The organism is Actinotalea endophytica, assembly GCF_025717005.1.
Lineage (GTDB): Bacteria > Actinomycetota > Actinomycetes > Actinomycetales > Cellulomonadaceae > Actinotalea.
Window position 1 is genome coordinate 146,553 of record NZ_JAOVZU010000008.1, and the last position, 13,572, is coordinate 160,124.

The 13,572-nt window shown below is 69.2% G+C and carries 26 protein-coding genes; all 26 read right to left on the reverse strand.

Translation table 11 applies throughout. The features are described 5' to 3' along the window. Positions 1–32: 32 nt before the first annotated feature. A complete protein-coding gene (rpmJ, locus tag OEB99_RS14595) occupies positions 33–146 on the reverse strand; it encodes a 50S ribosomal protein L36 (protein ID WP_263578011.1) in 114 nt (37 codons plus the stop codon). 82 nt (positions 147–228) lie between these two features. Then, complete coding sequence (gene infA, locus OEB99_RS14600; protein ID WP_012867920.1) at positions 229–450, reverse strand: translation initiation factor IF-1; 222 nt, start codon at positions 448–450, stop codon at positions 229–231. Positions 451–679: 229 nt separating this feature from the next. Next, the gene (map, locus tag OEB99_RS14605; RefSeq protein WP_263578012.1) at positions 680–1,504 is read right to left on the reverse strand and encodes a type I methionyl aminopeptidase; all 825 of its coding nucleotides are present in this window, start codon (positions 1,502–1,504) and stop codon (positions 680–682) included. After that, a complete protein-coding gene (locus tag OEB99_RS14610) occupies positions 1,504–2,082 on the reverse strand; it encodes an adenylate kinase (RefSeq protein ID WP_263578013.1) in 579 nt (192 codons plus the stop codon). The genes map and OEB99_RS14610 overlap by 1 nt, the downstream gene beginning before the upstream one ends. Further along, entirely contained in the window at positions 2,079–3,377 is a 1,299-nt protein-coding gene (gene secY, locus OEB99_RS14615) for a preprotein translocase subunit SecY (protein WP_263578014.1), read from the reverse strand. The genes OEB99_RS14610 and secY overlap by 4 nt, the downstream gene beginning before the upstream one ends. A 121-nt stretch (positions 3,378–3,498) precedes the next feature. Then, positions 3,499–4,284: a 50S ribosomal protein L15 gene (gene rplO, locus OEB99_RS14620; RefSeq protein WP_263578015.1), complete on the reverse strand. Its 786-nt coding sequence runs from the start codon at positions 4,282–4,284 to the stop codon at positions 3,499–3,501. Between the two features lie 2 nt (positions 4,285–4,286). Then, a complete protein-coding gene (gene rpmD / locus OEB99_RS14625; protein WP_263578016.1) occupies positions 4,287–4,469 on the reverse strand; it encodes a 50S ribosomal protein L30 in 183 nt (60 codons plus the stop codon). Beyond that, a complete protein-coding gene (gene rpsE / locus OEB99_RS14630; RefSeq protein WP_263578017.1) occupies positions 4,469–5,104 on the reverse strand; it encodes a 30S ribosomal protein S5 in 636 nt (211 codons plus the stop codon). Before rpsE ends, rpmD begins: the two co-directional genes overlap by 1 nt. 40 nt (positions 5,105–5,144) lie before the next feature. Further along, the gene (rplR, locus tag OEB99_RS14635) at positions 5,145–5,516 is read right to left on the reverse strand and encodes a 50S ribosomal protein L18 (RefSeq protein WP_263578018.1); all 372 of its coding nucleotides are present in this window, start codon (positions 5,514–5,516) and stop codon (positions 5,145–5,147) included. A gap of 2 nt (positions 5,517–5,518) precedes the next feature. Beyond that, a complete protein-coding gene (gene rplF / locus OEB99_RS14640; protein WP_263578019.1) occupies positions 5,519–6,055 on the reverse strand; it encodes a 50S ribosomal protein L6 in 537 nt (178 codons plus the stop codon). A 25-nt stretch (positions 6,056–6,080) separates the two neighbouring features. Continuing rightward, entirely contained in the window at positions 6,081–6,479 is a 399-nt protein-coding gene (gene rpsH / locus OEB99_RS14645; RefSeq protein WP_263578108.1) for a 30S ribosomal protein S8, read from the reverse strand. Positions 6,480–6,536: 57 nt separating this feature from the next. Continuing rightward, positions 6,537–6,722 (reverse strand): type Z 30S ribosomal protein S14, encoded by a 186-nt coding sequence (locus tag OEB99_RS14650; RefSeq protein WP_263578020.1) that lies wholly within the window; start codon positions 6,720–6,722, stop codon positions 6,537–6,539. Position 6,723: 1 nt separating this feature from the next. Further along, positions 6,724–7,293 (reverse strand): 50S ribosomal protein L5, encoded by a 570-nt coding sequence (rplE, locus tag OEB99_RS14655; protein ID WP_263578021.1) that lies wholly within the window; start codon positions 7,291–7,293, stop codon positions 6,724–6,726. After that, positions 7,293–7,634, reverse strand: coding sequence for a 50S ribosomal protein L24 (rplX, locus tag OEB99_RS14660; RefSeq protein WP_263578022.1), 342 nt, complete (start codon positions 7,632–7,634; stop codon positions 7,293–7,295). The genes rplE and rplX overlap by 1 nt, the downstream gene beginning before the upstream one ends. Before the next feature lie 2 nt (positions 7,635–7,636). Further along, on the reverse strand, positions 7,637–8,005 hold the full coding sequence (gene rplN, locus OEB99_RS14665) for a 50S ribosomal protein L14 (RefSeq protein WP_263578023.1): 369 nt from the start codon (positions 8,003–8,005) through the stop codon (positions 7,637–7,639). A 79-nt stretch (positions 8,006–8,084) separates the two neighbouring features. After that, positions 8,085–8,363, reverse strand: a complete 279-nt coding sequence (gene rpsQ, locus OEB99_RS14670) for a 30S ribosomal protein S17 (RefSeq protein WP_263578024.1) — start codon at positions 8,361–8,363, stop codon at positions 8,085–8,087. 14 nt (positions 8,364–8,377) lie between these two features. Then, the gene (gene rpmC, locus OEB99_RS14675; RefSeq protein WP_318011424.1) at positions 8,378–8,620 is read right to left on the reverse strand and encodes a 50S ribosomal protein L29; all 243 of its coding nucleotides are present in this window, start codon (positions 8,618–8,620) and stop codon (positions 8,378–8,380) included. Then, positions 8,620–9,039 (reverse strand): 50S ribosomal protein L16, encoded by a 420-nt coding sequence (gene rplP, locus OEB99_RS14680; protein WP_263578025.1) that lies wholly within the window; start codon positions 9,037–9,039, stop codon positions 8,620–8,622. Before rplP ends, rpmC begins: the two co-directional genes overlap by 1 nt. Positions 9,040–9,042: 3 nt before the next feature. After that, on the reverse strand, positions 9,043–9,849 hold the full coding sequence (gene rpsC, locus OEB99_RS14685) for a 30S ribosomal protein S3 (RefSeq protein ID WP_263578026.1): 807 nt from the start codon (positions 9,847–9,849) through the stop codon (positions 9,043–9,045). Further along, the gene (gene rplV, locus OEB99_RS14690) at positions 9,849–10,217 is read right to left on the reverse strand and encodes a 50S ribosomal protein L22 (RefSeq protein ID WP_263578027.1); all 369 of its coding nucleotides are present in this window, start codon (positions 10,215–10,217) and stop codon (positions 9,849–9,851) included. The genes rpsC and rplV overlap by 1 nt, the downstream gene beginning before the upstream one ends. A 43-nt stretch (positions 10,218–10,260) precedes the next feature. Then, the gene (gene rpsS / locus OEB99_RS14695) at positions 10,261–10,542 is read right to left on the reverse strand and encodes a 30S ribosomal protein S19 (RefSeq protein ID WP_034223448.1); all 282 of its coding nucleotides are present in this window, start codon (positions 10,540–10,542) and stop codon (positions 10,261–10,263) included. 11 nt (positions 10,543–10,553) lie between these two features. Continuing rightward, entirely contained in the window at positions 10,554–11,390 is an 837-nt protein-coding gene (rplB, locus tag OEB99_RS14700) for a 50S ribosomal protein L2 (RefSeq protein WP_263578028.1), read from the reverse strand. Positions 11,391–11,418: 28 nt separating this feature from the next. Continuing rightward, entirely contained in the window at positions 11,419–11,721 is a 303-nt protein-coding gene (gene rplW / locus OEB99_RS14705) for a 50S ribosomal protein L23 (protein WP_263578029.1), read from the reverse strand. Beyond that, positions 11,718–12,425 carry a 50S ribosomal protein L4 gene (gene rplD, locus OEB99_RS14710; protein ID WP_263578030.1) on the reverse strand — a complete coding sequence of 236 codons (708 nt, stop codon included), beginning with the start codon at positions 12,423–12,425 and terminating at the stop codon, positions 11,718–11,720. The genes rplW and rplD overlap by 4 nt, the downstream gene beginning before the upstream one ends. Before the next feature lie 2 nt (positions 12,426–12,427). Beyond that, positions 12,428–13,084 carry a 50S ribosomal protein L3 gene (rplC, locus tag OEB99_RS14715; RefSeq protein WP_263578031.1) on the reverse strand — a complete coding sequence of 219 codons (657 nt, stop codon included), beginning with the start codon at positions 13,082–13,084 and terminating at the stop codon, positions 12,428–12,430. A gap of 13 nt (positions 13,085–13,097) precedes the next feature. Next, positions 13,098–13,406, reverse strand: coding sequence for a 30S ribosomal protein S10 (gene rpsJ, locus OEB99_RS14720; RefSeq protein ID WP_012867945.1), 309 nt, complete (start codon positions 13,404–13,406; stop codon positions 13,098–13,100). Positions 13,407–13,572 lie beyond the last annotated feature (166 nt).

A 13,572-nucleotide genomic window follows, 5' to 3' on the forward strand; every position in this document is an offset into this window, starting at 1 on the left:
GGCGTCCGGCTCAAGAGCCGGACGTCAGGACGTCAGCCCTGACGCTGCTTGTGCCGCAGGTTGTCGCAGATCACCATGACGCGACCGTGCCGGCGGATCACCTTGCACTTGTCGCAGACCGGCTTGACGCTGGGCTTGACCTTCATGTCGTTCCTCCGCCGCCGCACGCGCAGATGCGACGGGCGGCAGTTCTCGTTCGGGGGCACGCCGTGACCGGCGAACCCGGGACTACTTGTAGCGGTAGACGATCCGACCGCGGGACAGGTCGTACGGGCTCAGCTCGACCACGACCCGGTCCTCGGGGAGGATCCGGATGTAGTGCTGACGCATCTTGCCCGAGATGTGCGCAAGGACCTTGTGACCGTTGGCCAGCTCCACGCGAAACATCGCGTTCGGCAGGGCCTCGACCACGCTGCCCTCGATCTCGATGACGCCGTCCTTCTTCGCCATGTCCTCCGCTAACGTCGCAACTGCTCTGGCGCCCCACGTCACGGCACGTGGCCAGAGCCACAGACCGACGGGGACGGGACGCACCTGCCTGGCACCACCACGGTCGCGAGACCGGGCAGGCCGAGAACGGACGTACCCAACGGACGATCGTACGCCATGAAGGCCTAGGAGCGAAACCGACCGGGACGCCGCGCGCAAGCGACACGCCGCAGCGCAGCGTGCGGAACGGTCAGGCGACCCACTCCACCGGTGTCACGCCGAACGGTGCGAGGCCCGCCACGCCACCGTCGGCGGCCGTGGTCACCCAGATCCCCTCGGGGCCGATCGCGACGGTGTGCTCCCAGTGAGCGGCACGCTGACCGTCCTCGGTGACCACGGTCCAGTCGTCGTCCAGGACCCGGGTGGTGCGGGCACCGCGGGTGAGCATCGGCTCGATCGCGACGCACAGCCCCTCGCGCAGGCGCGGACCGCGGTCCCGGGTGCGGTAGTTGAGCACCTCGGGCGGCTGGTGCATCGCAGTACCGATGCCGTGCCCGACGTACTCCTGCACGATGCCGTACTCGACGTCCGCGTCCTCGACGACCTGTTCGACCGCATCGCCGACCACGCCGAGCCGGTCACCCGAGGCGAGCGCCGCCACCGCGGCCCACATCGCCCGCTCCGTGGTCGCCGACAGGGCGACATCGGCCGGGTCCGCATCGTCGAGCACCATCGTGAAGGCGGCGTCGCCGTGCCAGCCGTCCACGATCGCGCCGCAGTCCACGGACACCACGTCGCCGCGCCGGATCACCCGGGGACCGGGGATCCCGTGCACGATCTCGTCGTTGACCGAGACGCAGAGCACCGCGGGGTAGCCGTGGTAGCCGAGGAACGACGGTGTCGCACCGGCATCGGAGATCACCTTCGCCGCGACCGCGTCGAGGTCCGCCGTGGTGACACCGGGCTGCACCGCGTCACGCACCGCGGCGTGCGCGGCGGCCACCACCAGCCCGGCCCGCCGCATGCCGGCGACCTGGGCGGCGGTCTTGTACTCGATCCGCTCGCGTCCGAACATCAGCTGCGGACGCCCGCCACCGCGGTAGCGATCCGCTCGGCGACCTCGGCGATCTCGCCGGTCCCCTCGACCGTGACCAGCAGGCCTCGCGCGGCGTACGACGCCGTCAGCGGAGCCGTCTGCTCGGCGTAGATGTCCAGGCGGCGCGCGATCGCGTCCTCGGTGTCGTCCTCGCGCTGCTCGATCGCCGCGCGGCGCGCCATCCGGGCGAGCAGCTCGCCGCGATCGGCCGTGAGCTCGATGACGCCGTCGAGCCGGGTGCCCAGCGACGCGAGGATGTCGTCGAGCTCGTCCACCTGCGTGCAGTTGCGGGGGTAGCCGTCGAGGATGAAGCCCTCAGCCACGTCGGGCTCGGCGAGGCGCTGCCGCACCATGGCGTTGGTGACCTCGTCCGGGACGAGCTCGCCGCGCGAGGTGTAGCTCTGCGCCAGCGTGCCGAGCTCGTCGCCGGCAGCCATGTGGCTCCGGAAGATGTCGCCCGTCGAGATCGTCACCACCCCGAGCCGCTCGGCGAGCAGCGCGGCCTGCGTGCCCTTGCCGGACCCCTGCGGGCCCATGATGACCAGGCGAAGACTCATCTGAGGAAACCTTCGTAGTGACGTTGCTGGAGCTGTGCCTCGATCTGCTTCACAGTCTCCATGCCGACGCCGACCACGATCAGGATGGAAGTCCCACCGAACGGGATGTTCTGGCCCACGTTCAGCAGGATGAAGGTCACCACGGGGATCAGAGCGACGAACGCGAGGTACAGCGACCCGGGCGCGGTGATCCGCGTGATCACGTAGTCGAGGTACTCCGCGGTCGGGCGACCGGCCCGGATGCCGGGGATGAAGCCGCCGTACTTCTTCATGTTGTCCGCGACCTCGTCCGGGTTGAACGTGATGGCGGTGTAGAAGTACGCGAAGAAGATGATCAGCAGCACGTAGATCGTGATGTGCAGCGGCGCGCTCGACGGTGCGAGGTTGTTCGACACCCAGATGACCCAGCCCGAGGTCTGCTCGCCGAACTGGGCGATGAGGCCCGGGATCGCCAGCAGCGACGAGGCGAAGATCACCGGGATGACGCCGGACATGTTGATCTTGATCGGGATGTAGGTGCTGGTGCCGCCGTACATCCGCCGGCCGACCATGCGCTTGGCGTACTGCACCGGGATGCGCCGCTGGGACTGCTCGACGAACACCACGAGCGCGATCACGAGCACCACGACGAGAAGCACGATGGTGAACTTCGCGGCACCGCCCTCACCGCCGGCGATCGACCACATCGAGGTGGGGAAGCGCGCCGCGATCTGGGTGAAGATCAGCAGTGACATGCCGTTGCCGATGCCGCGCTCGGTGATCAGCTCACCGAGCCACATGATCAGCGTGGTACCCGCGGTCATCACGATGATCATGATGAGCATGGTGATGACGCTGGTGTCCGGGATGACGTCCACCGAGCAGCTCGGGAACAGCGCCCCGCTGCGCGCGACGGTGAGGATCGTCGTCGACTGCAGGATCGCCAGGCCGATGGTGAGGTACCGCGTGTACTGGGTGAGCTTCGCGGTCCCGGACTGCCCCTCCTGGTGCAGAGCCTCGAACCGAGGGATCACCACGCGGAGCAGCTGGATGATGATGCTCGCCGTGATGTACGGCATGATCCCGAGCGCGAACACCGACAGCTGCAGGAGTGCTCCGCCGGAGAACAGGTTCACCAGACCCAGGAGGTCGTTCGTGCCCTGGCTCTGGTCCACACAGACCTGGACGTTGCTGTAGTCGACACCGGGGGTCGGCAAGAACGAGCCGAACCGGAAGACCACCATGATCCCGATCGTGAAGAGCAGCTTGCGCCGCAGATCGGGGGTCCGGAAGGCCCGGGCGAATGCGCTGAGCACCTGTCCTCCTGCTCCGCTCGTGGCGGGGTCGTACCGGGGGCGGGCTCGCATGACGGCCGCGCCGTCGGAACCCTAGTCGAGATCGGCGAGTGGTGGGGGCGGGCTCACCGCCCCCACCATCTCAGGCCTGCTCGATCGAACCGCCCGCGGCCACGATCTTCGCGGCCGCCGAGGCCGAGACCTTCTGCACGACGACCGAGAGCTTGACGCTCACGTCACCGTCACCGAGGACCTTCACCGGGGAGCCCTTGCGGACCGCGCCCTTCGCGACCAGGTCCTCGACGGTCACCGTGCCGCCGTCGGGGTACAGCGCCGAGAGCTTGTCCAGGTTGACCACCTGGTACTCGGTGCGGAACGGGTTGGTGAAGCCACGCAGCTTGGGCAGCCGCATGTGCATCGGCATCTGGCCACCCTCGAACCGCTCGGGCACCTGGTAGCGGGCCTTCGTGCCCTTGGTGCCACGGCCGGCGGTCTTGCCCTTGGAGCCCTCGCCACGACCCACGCGGGTCTTCGCGGTGCGCGCGCCGGGCGCGGGCCGCAGGTGGTGCACCTTGAGCATGCCGACCGAACCGGCGGCGGTCTCCTCGACGGGAGCCTCCGCCGCGGCCTTCTTCGCCGGGGCGGCGGGCTTCTCGGCCTTCTCCGCCTTGGGCGCAGCCTTCTCCGCCTTGGGGGCAGCAGCCTTCTCCGCCTTGGCGGCGGACTTCGGCGCAGCCTTCTCCGGCGCCTCGGCAGCGGCCTCGGCCTTCGCCTTGGCGGCCGAGGTGCGCGGCTTGGCCGCCTTCTCCTCGGTCGCCTTCGGCGCAGCCGCCTTCTCGGCGGCGGCCTTGGGCTTGCGCGCAGGCGCCTTCTTCTCCGCCGGGGCCTCGGCAGCAGCCTCGGTCGCGGCGTCCTTCTTCTCAGCCATGGTCAGTCGACCTCCTCGACGGCGACGAGATGCGTCACCGTGGCGACCATGCCGCGGATCTCAGGACGGTCCTCCTTGACGACGACGTCGCCGATGCGCTTGAGGCCGAGGGTCCGCAGCGTCTCGCGGTGGTTCTTCTTGCCGCCGATGGCGGACTTGGTCTGGGTCACCTTGAGCCGGGGCATCAGGCACCTGCCTTCGCCTCGAGGCCAGCCGCCTTCGCGCGCAGCAGCGCGGCCGGGGCGACGTGGTCGAGCGGGAGGCCACGCCGTGCGGCGACGGCCTCCGGCTCCTCCAGGGAGCGCAGGGCCTCCACCGTGGCGTGCACGATGTTGATCGCGTTCGACGAACCCATCGACTTGCTCAGCACGTCGTGGATGCCGGCGCACTCCAGGACGGCGCGCACCGGACCACCGGCGATCACACCGGTACCCGGCGAGGCCGGACGCAGGAACACGACGCCGGCGGCCGCCTCGCCCGTCACGGGGTGAGGGATGGTGCCCTGGATGCGGGGGACGCGGAAGAAGCTCTTCTTGGCCTCCTCGACGCCCTTCGCGATCGCGGCCGGGACCTCCTTGGCCTTGCCGTAGCCGACGCCGACGGTGCCGTCGCCGTCACCCACGACGACCAGCGCCGTGAAGCTGAAGCGACGACCGCCCTTGACGACCTTGGAGACGCGGTTGATCGTGACGACGCGCTCGACGAAGTTGCTGGCCGGGCCCTGGTCGCGACGGTTGTCGCGACGGTCCCCGCGCTCGCGGCGGTCGCCGCTGCGCTCTCCGCCCTGCGTCCCAGTGGTGCTGCGCTGCGGTGCAGCCATCAGTGCTTCCTCTGCTTCCGAACGAACATGACTCGGGTCATCACAGGGCCAGACCGCCCTCGCGAGCGCCGTCGGCCACGGCCGCGACCCGCCCGTGGTACTTGTTGCCGCCACGGTCGAAGACCACGGCCGTGATGCCGGCGGCCTTCGCGCGCTCGGCGACGAGCTCGCCGACCTTGCGGGCCTTGGCGGTCTTGTCGCCGTCCATCGCGCGCAGGTCCGCCTCGAGCGTCGACGCGGACACGAGGGTGCGGCCCTCGGCGTCGTCGACCACCTGGGCGATCATGTGCCGCGTGGAGCGGGACACCACGAGACGCGGCCGCTCGGCGGTGCCGGCGACCTTCTTGCGCAGCCGGAGGTGGCGACGCGTACGGGCGATGGCCTTGCCCTTGCCACGAACAGTGATTGCCACGACTACTTCCCAGCCTTTCCGGCCTTGCGGCGCACCTGCTCGCCGGCGTACCGCACGCCCTTGCCCTTGTACGGCTCGGGCTTACGGATCTTGCGGATGTTGGCGGCCGTCTCGCCCACGAGCTGCTTGTCGATGCCGGAGACCGAGAACTTGGTCGGCGACTCGACGGCGAACTCGATGCCCTGCGGCGGGGTGACCACGACCGGGTGGCTGAAGCCGAGCGCGAACTCGAGGTCCGAGCCCTTGGCGACCACGCGGTAACCGGTGCCGACGATCTCGAGCTTCTTCGAGTAGCCCTCGGTCACACCGGTGACCAGGTTCGCGATCAGGGTGCGGGTCAGGCCGTGCAGCGAGCGCGAGGTGCGCTCGTCGTCCGGGCGCGCCACCACGATGGTGGCCCCGGTGTGCTCGACCGTGATCGGGTCGGGCACGGTGTGCGACAGCGTGCCCTTGGGACCCTTCACGGTCACCACGGCACCGTCGATGGACACGTCCACGCCGGCCGGAACCGGGACGGGGACCTTGCCGATTCGAGACATGGCTGGCTCCTTCCTGGTTCTCAGATCACCAGACGTAGGCGAGGACTTCCCCGCCCACACCCTTGGCCTGTGCCTGCTTGTCGGTCAGCAGGCCGGAGGACGTGGACAGGATCGCCACGCCGAGGCCGCCGAGCACCCGAGGCAGGTTGGTCGACTTCGCGTACACCCGGAGACCGGGCTTGGACACACGGCGCACGCCGGCGAGCGAGCGCTCGCGGTTCGGGCCGTACTTGAGCTGGAGGGTGAGCGTCTTGCCCACCGTGGCGTCGGCCACGCTCCAGCCCGAGATGTAACCCTCGGCCTGGAGGATCTCCGCGATGTTGCCCTTCAGCTTCGAGTAGGGCATCTGCACGGAGTCGTGGTACGCCGAGTTGGCGTTACGCAGACGCGTCAGCATGTCTGCGATGGGGTCGGTCATCGTCATCGGGCTCATGCCCTTCCTCGCCGCGGTATCCCTCTGCTGGGACCTACGGCGTCGTGGTTACCAGCTGCTCTTGGTGACGCCAGGGAGCTCGCCGCGGTGCGCCATCTCGCGCACGCAGATGCGGCACAGCCCGAACTTCCGGTAGACGGCACGCGGGCGGCCGCACTTCTGGCACCGGCTGTAGGACCGGACGCCGAACTTCGGCTTCGCCGCGGCCTTGTTGATGAGCGCAGTCTTCGCCATCTCAGTTCTCCTTGAACGGGAAGCCCAGCTTGCGCAGCAGCGAGCGGCCCTCGTCGTCAGTGGTCGCGGACGTCACGACGGTGATGTCCATGCCACGCACCCGGTCGGACTTGTCCGGGTCGATCTCGTGGAACATCACCTGCTCGGTCAGGCCGAAGGTGTAGTTGCCGTGGCCGTCGAACTGCTTGGGCGACAGGCCGCGGAAGTCGCGGATCCGGGGCAGGGCCAGCGAGACCAGGCGGTCGCAGAACTCCCACATCCGGTCGCCGCGCAGCGTGACGTGCGCACCGATCGGCATGCCCTCGCGCAGCTTGAACTGGGCGATCGACTTGCGGGCCTTGGTCACCTGCGGCTTCTGCCCGGTGATCGCGGCCAGGTCGCGCACCGCGCCCTCGATGAGCTTGGAGTCCTTGGCGGCCTCGCCCACACCCATGTTCACGACGATCTTCAGCACCCGCGGCGTCTGGTTGACGTTCGCGTAGCCGAACTCCTCGCGCAGCGCGGGAGCAATCTCCTCGCGGTAGCGCGTCTTCAGCCGCGGCGTGACAGCGGTCTCGGTGGTGGTGCTCATCAGACGTCCTTACCGGAGCGCTTGGCCACCCGGACGCGGACGTTGCGGGTCCGGCCGTCGCGCTCGATCTGCTCGGTGCGGTAGCCGACCCGGGTGCCCTTCTTGGTCTCCGGGTCGACCAGCATGACGTTGCTCACGTGGATCGGGGCCTCGACGGTCTCGATGCCACCGGTCCGCGTGCCGCGGGAGGTCTGGCCGGCCTTGGTGTGCTTGGTCACCCGCTGCACACCCTCGACCACCAGGCGGTCGGAGTCCGTGAGCACCTCGAGCACGCGGCCCTGCTTGCCCTTGTCCCGACCGGTGATGACGACCACCAGGTCGCCCTTCTTGATCTTCGCCATGGTCAGAGCACCTCCGGCGCCAGCGAGATGATCTTCATGAACCGCTTGTCACGCAGCTCGCGGCCCACCGGGCCGAAGATGCGCGTGCCGCGCGGCTCGCCGTCGGCCTTGAGGATCACTGCGGCGTTCTCGTCGAACTTGATGTACGAGCCGTCCGGGCGCCGGCGCTCCTTGGTGGTGCGCACCACGACGGCCTTGACCACGTCGCCCTTCTTGACGTTGCCGCCGGGGATCGCGTCCTTGACCGTCGCGACGATGACGTCGCCGATACCGGCGTAGCGGCGGCCCGAGCCGCCGAGGACACGGATGCAGAGGATCTCCTTCGCACCCGTGTTGTCGGCGACCTTGAGTCGCGACTCCTGCTGGATCATTGCTTCTGCTCCTGTCGTCTGCCGGTTCTCGCCGCTCCGTCACCGGGGTGGCGAGCCTTGCCGAACGGATGGGTGAGGGCTACTTGGCCTTCTCGAGGATCTCCACCACACGCCAGCGCTTGGTCGCCGACAGCGGGCGGGTCTCCATGATCAGGACGAGGTCGCCCGAACCGGCCGCATTGGCCTCGTCGTGCGCCTTGACCTTGCTCGTGCGGCGCATGACCTTGCCGTAGAGCGGGTGCTTGACCCGGTCCTCGACCTCGACCACGACCGTCTTGTCCATCTTGTCGCTGACCACGTAGCCGCGCCGCGTCTTGCGGTACGGCCGGTGGTCGGCGGCCTTCGTCTCTGCGCTCATCGTCTGCTCCTCGCTCACTGCGCGCTCGAGCCGGGCGCGGTACGGATACCGAGCTCGCGCTCACGCAGGATCGTGTAGATCCGCGCGATGTCGCGACGCACGGCCTTCAGCCGCCCGTGGCTCTCCAGCTGACCGGTGGCCGACTGGAAGCGCAGGTTGAACAGCTCCTCCTTGGCCTTCTTCAGCTCCGCGACGAGGGTGTCCTCGTCCATGCCGTCGAGCTCGGTGGGAGCGAGCTCCTTCGACCCGATAGCCATCAGCTGCCACTCCCTTCACGAACCACGAAACGGCACTTCATCGGGAGCTTGTGCATCGCACGACGCATGGCCTCGCGGGCCAGCGGCTCCGGGACACCGGCGAGCTCGAACATCACCCGACCGGGCTTGACGTTCGCGACCCACCACTCGGGCGAGCCCTTGCCGGAACCCATCCGGGTCTCCGCCGGCTTCTTGGTCAGCGGACGGTCGGGGTAGATGTTGATCCAGACCTTGCCGCCACGCTTGACGTGCCGGGTCATGGCGATACGAGCGGCCTCGATCTGCCGGTTCGTGACATAGGCCGGCTCGAGAGCCTGGATGCCGTAGTCACCGAACGCGATCGTGGTGCCACCCTTCGCCACGCCGGAGCGCGACGGGTGGTGCTGCTTGCGGTGCTTGAGCCTGCGCGGGATCAGCATGACTCAGGCCTCCGTTCCGGACGTGGTGGGCTCGGCGGCCGGGGCCTCGGCGGCGGGCGCCTCGGCGGGAGCCTCGCGGTCGCGGCGCGGACGACGGTCCCCACGGTCCCCGCGGTCGCCACGACCACGCGGCCGCGGAGCGGCGGCGGCCTGCTCGCGGGCGAACTCCTTCTCGGTCATGTCGCCCTTGTAGATCCAGACCTTGACGCCGATCTGGCCGAACGTGGTCTTCGCCTCGTAGAGGCCGAAGTCGATGTTCGCGCGGAGGGTGTGCAGCGGCACGCGACCCTCGCGGTAGAACTCCGAGCGGCTCATCTCGGCGCCGCCGAGACGACCCGAGCACTGCACCCGGATGCCCTTGGCACCGGCGCGCTGGGCGGACTGCATGCCCTTGCGCATGGCGCGGCGGAACGAGACACGGCTCGCGAGCTGCTCGGCGATGCCCTGCGCGACCAGCTGTGCCTCGATCTCGGCGTTCTTGACCTCGAGGATGTTCAGCTGGACCTGCTTGCCGGTGAGCTTCTCGAGCTCGCCGCGGATGCGGTCCGCCTCGGCGCCACGACGACCGATGACGATGCCGGGACGCGCGGTGTGGATGTCGACGCGGACCCGGTCGCGGGTGCGCTCGATCTCCACCTTGGCGATGCCGGCCCGCTCCAGACCCTGGCTCATGAGCTTGCGGATCTGGACGTCCTCACGGACGTAGTCGCGGTAGCGCTGACCGGGCTTGGTGCTGTCGGCGAACCAGCGCGACCGGTGGTCGGTGGTGATGCCGAGACGGTACCCGTGCGGGTTGACCTTCTGTCCCACTAGCGGGTCCTCTCCTTCGTCGGGGTCGGCGCGACGACCACGGTGATGTGGCTCGTGCGCTTGAGGATGCGGCTGGCCCGGCCCTGCGCGCGCGGACGGAACCGCTTGAGCGTCGGGCCCTCGTCGACGTAGGCCTCGGAGACGACGAGCGTCGAGGCGTCGAACGCCTCACCCGCTCGGTCGGCCTTGACCCGCGCGTTGGCGATGGCCGACTCGACCACCTTGCGCACCGGCTCGCCGGCGGCCTGGGGCGCGAACCTCAGGGTCGCCACGGCCTCCTCGGCCCGCTTGCCACGGATCAGGTCCACGACGCGCCGGGCCTTGAGGGGCGTGACACGGACGAACCGCGCCTGCGCCTTGGCTTCCATTGCTGTCCTGCTTTCTGGTGTCGTCGATCGCTCGGGGCGCGCCTCAGCGGCGGCGGCCCTTGCGGTCGTCCTTCTCGTGGCCGCGGAAGGTCCGCGTGGGGGCGAACTCGCCGAGCTTGTGGCCGACCATCGACTCGGTCACGAAGACCGGGACGTGCTTGCGACCGTCGTGCACGGCGAAGGTGTGCCCCAGGAAGTCCGGGGTGATCATCGACCGGCGGGACCAGGTCTTGATGACCGTCTTGGTGCCCTTCTCGTTCTGCACGTCCACCTTCTTCTGCAGGTGGTCGTCGACGAAGGGGCCCTTCTTCAGGCTGCGCGGCATCGGTGCTCTCCTCAGCGCTTCTTGCCGGTGCGACGGCGGCGGACGATGAGCTTGTCGCTCTCCTTGTGCGGGTGACGCGTGCGGCCCTCCGGCTGGCCCCAGGGGCTCACCGGGTGACGGCCACCGGACGTCTTGCCCTCACCACCGCCGTGCGGGTGGTCGATCGGGTTCATGGCGACACCGCGGACGGTCGGGCGCTTGCCCTTCCAGCGCATCCGGCCGGCCTTGCCCCAGTTGATGTTGGACTGCTCGGCGTTGCCGACCTCGCCGACCGTGGCGCGGCAGCGCAGGTCGACGTTGCGGATCTCACCGGACGGCATGCGCAGCTGGGCGTACGGACCGTCCTTGGCGACCAGCTGCACCGAGGCGCCGGCCGACCGCGCGATCTTCGCGCCGCCACCGGGCTTGAGCTCGATCGCGTGCACGACGGTACCGGTCGGGATGTTGCGCAGCGGCAGGTTGTTGCCGGGCTTGATGTCGGCCGACGGACCGTTCTCCACGGTGTCGCCCTGCGCGAGCCGGTTCGGCGCGAGGATGTAGCGCTTCTCGCCGTCGGCGTAGTGCAGCAGCGCGATCCGCGCCGTGCGGTTCGGGTCGTACTCGATGTGAGCGACCTTGGCCGGCACGCCGTCCTTGTCGTGACGACGGAAGTCGATGACCCGGTAGGCGCGCTTGTGGCCGCCACCCTGGTGCCGGACCGTGATCCGACCCGAGCTGTTGCGACCGCCGTTCTTCGGCAGCGGCCGGACCAGCGACTTCTCGGGGGTCGACCGGGTGATCTCGACGAAGTCGGCGACACTCGAGCCGCGGCGACCCGGCGTCGTCGGCTTGTACTTGCGGATTCCCATGGTTGTCCTTGATCCGTTCGGGCCGGCCTCAGCCGACCGGTCCGCCGAAGATGTCGATGGTTCCCTCGGACAGGGTCACGACCGCACGCTTGGTGTCCTTGCGCTTGCCCATCCCGAAGCGGGTCCGGCGCACCTTGCCCTTGCGGTTGATCGTGTTGACCGAGGCGACCTTCACGCCGAACACCTGCTCGACAGCGATCTTGATCTCGGTCTTGTTGGCCCGCGGGTCGACGAGGAACGTGTACTTGCCCTCGTCGAGCAGGCCGTAGCTCTTCTCGGAGACCACCGGCGCGACGAGCACGTCGCGGGGGTCCTTGTTCAGCTCGGTCACTTCGACTCCTCCGCCTCGAGCTCGGACGCCTCGGACGAGGTCGCGACGGCCTTCGCGCCGCGGCCGGCCGGCCGGGTCAGGAAGGCGTCGAGCGCGGTCCGGGTGAACACCACGTCGTCGCTGACCAGCACGTCGTACGTGTTGAGCTGGTCCGCGGTGAGCAGGTGCACCTGGGCGACGTTGCGCAGCGACTTCCACGACGCGTCGTCGGCGCGGTCGAGCACCACGAGCACGTGGCGACGCGGGGTCACTGCGGCGAGCACCGCGAGCGCGGCCTTGGTCGAGACCTCGTCACCGACGAAACCGTCGACCACGTGGACGCGACCGGCGCGGGCCCGGTCCGACAGCGCGCCGCGCAGCGCGGCGGCCTTCATCTTCTTCGGGGTCCGCTGGCTGTAGTCACGCGGCTGCGGGCCGTGCACCACGCCACCACCGGCGAACTGCGGCGCCCGGGTCGAACCCTGGCGGGCGCGGCCGGTGCCCTTCTGGCGGTACGGCTTCTTGCCACCGCCGGAGACCATGCCCCGGGTCTTGGTGGCGTGCGTGCCCTGACGGGCCGCGGCCAGCTGGGCCACCACGACCTGGTGGATCAGCGGAACGTTGGTCTGGACGTCGAAGATCTCGGCGGGGAGCTCGGCGGTGCCGGACTTCTTGCCCTTCGCGTCCAGGACGTCGACGGTCAGCGTCTGGGTGGACTCAGACATGGTCACGCCCCCTTCGCGGCAGTCTTGACCAGCACGACGCCGCCACGCGGACCGGGGACCGCGCCCTTGACGAGCAGCAGACCCTTCTCGACGTCGACCGCGTGCACGGTCAGGTTCTGGGTGGTCTGGCGCACGTTGCCCATCCGGCCGGCCATCCGGACACCCTTGAAGACCCGGCTCGGGGTCGCGCAGGCGCCGATCGAACCCGGCTTGCGGTGGTTGCGGTGCGCACCGTGGGAGGCACTCACGCCGGCGAAGCCGTGACGCTTCATGACACCGGCCGTGCCCTTGCCCTTGGTGGTGCCGACCACGTCGACGGGCTCGCCCGCCTCGAACGCGTCGGCGGCGATCTCCTGGCCCGGCGCGAAGTCGGCGGCGTTCGCGGTGCGCACCTCGACGAGGTGACGACGCGGGGTCACGCCGGCCTTCTCGAAGTGGCCCTTGAGCGGCTTGGTCACCTTGCGCGGGTCGATCGCGCCGAAGCCCAGCTGCACGGAGTCGTAGCCATCGGCCTCGACGTTGCGCACCTGGGTGACGACGTTGGTGTCGACCCGGACGACGGTGACCGGCACGAGCTTGCCGGCCTCGTCCCAGACCTGGGTCATGCCGAGCTTCGTGCCGAGCAGCGCGGTGATCGGCTTCGTGGAAGTCGCAGTCATCGTGATCTCCGGCTCAGAGCTTGATCTCGATGTTCACGTCCGCCGGCAGGTCGAGACGCATGAGCGAATCGACGGCCTTCGGAGTGGGATCGATGATGTCGATGAGACGCTTGTGGGTACGCATCTCGAAGTGCTCGCGGCTGTCCTTGTACTTGTGCGGCGACCGGATCACGCAGAACACGTTCTTCTCGGTCGGCAGCGGCACCGGGCCCACCACAGTCGCACCGGCGCGGGTCACCGTGTCGACGATCTTGCGCGCCGAGCTGTCGATGACCTCGTGGTCGTAGGACTTGAGCCGGATGCGGATCTTCTGTCCCGCCATGGCGTCGTCTGACTCTCTCTCTCGTACCGCTGGAACCCGACCCCCGCACTCGGGCGTGTCGCATGTCGCGACGCACCTCTGCGCTGCGCACCTGATGGTGCGAGGTCGTTGGATGCCTGTCGTGCCCGCTCCCCCGCCTCGAAGAGGCGGCCGGTTCGCGGCCACG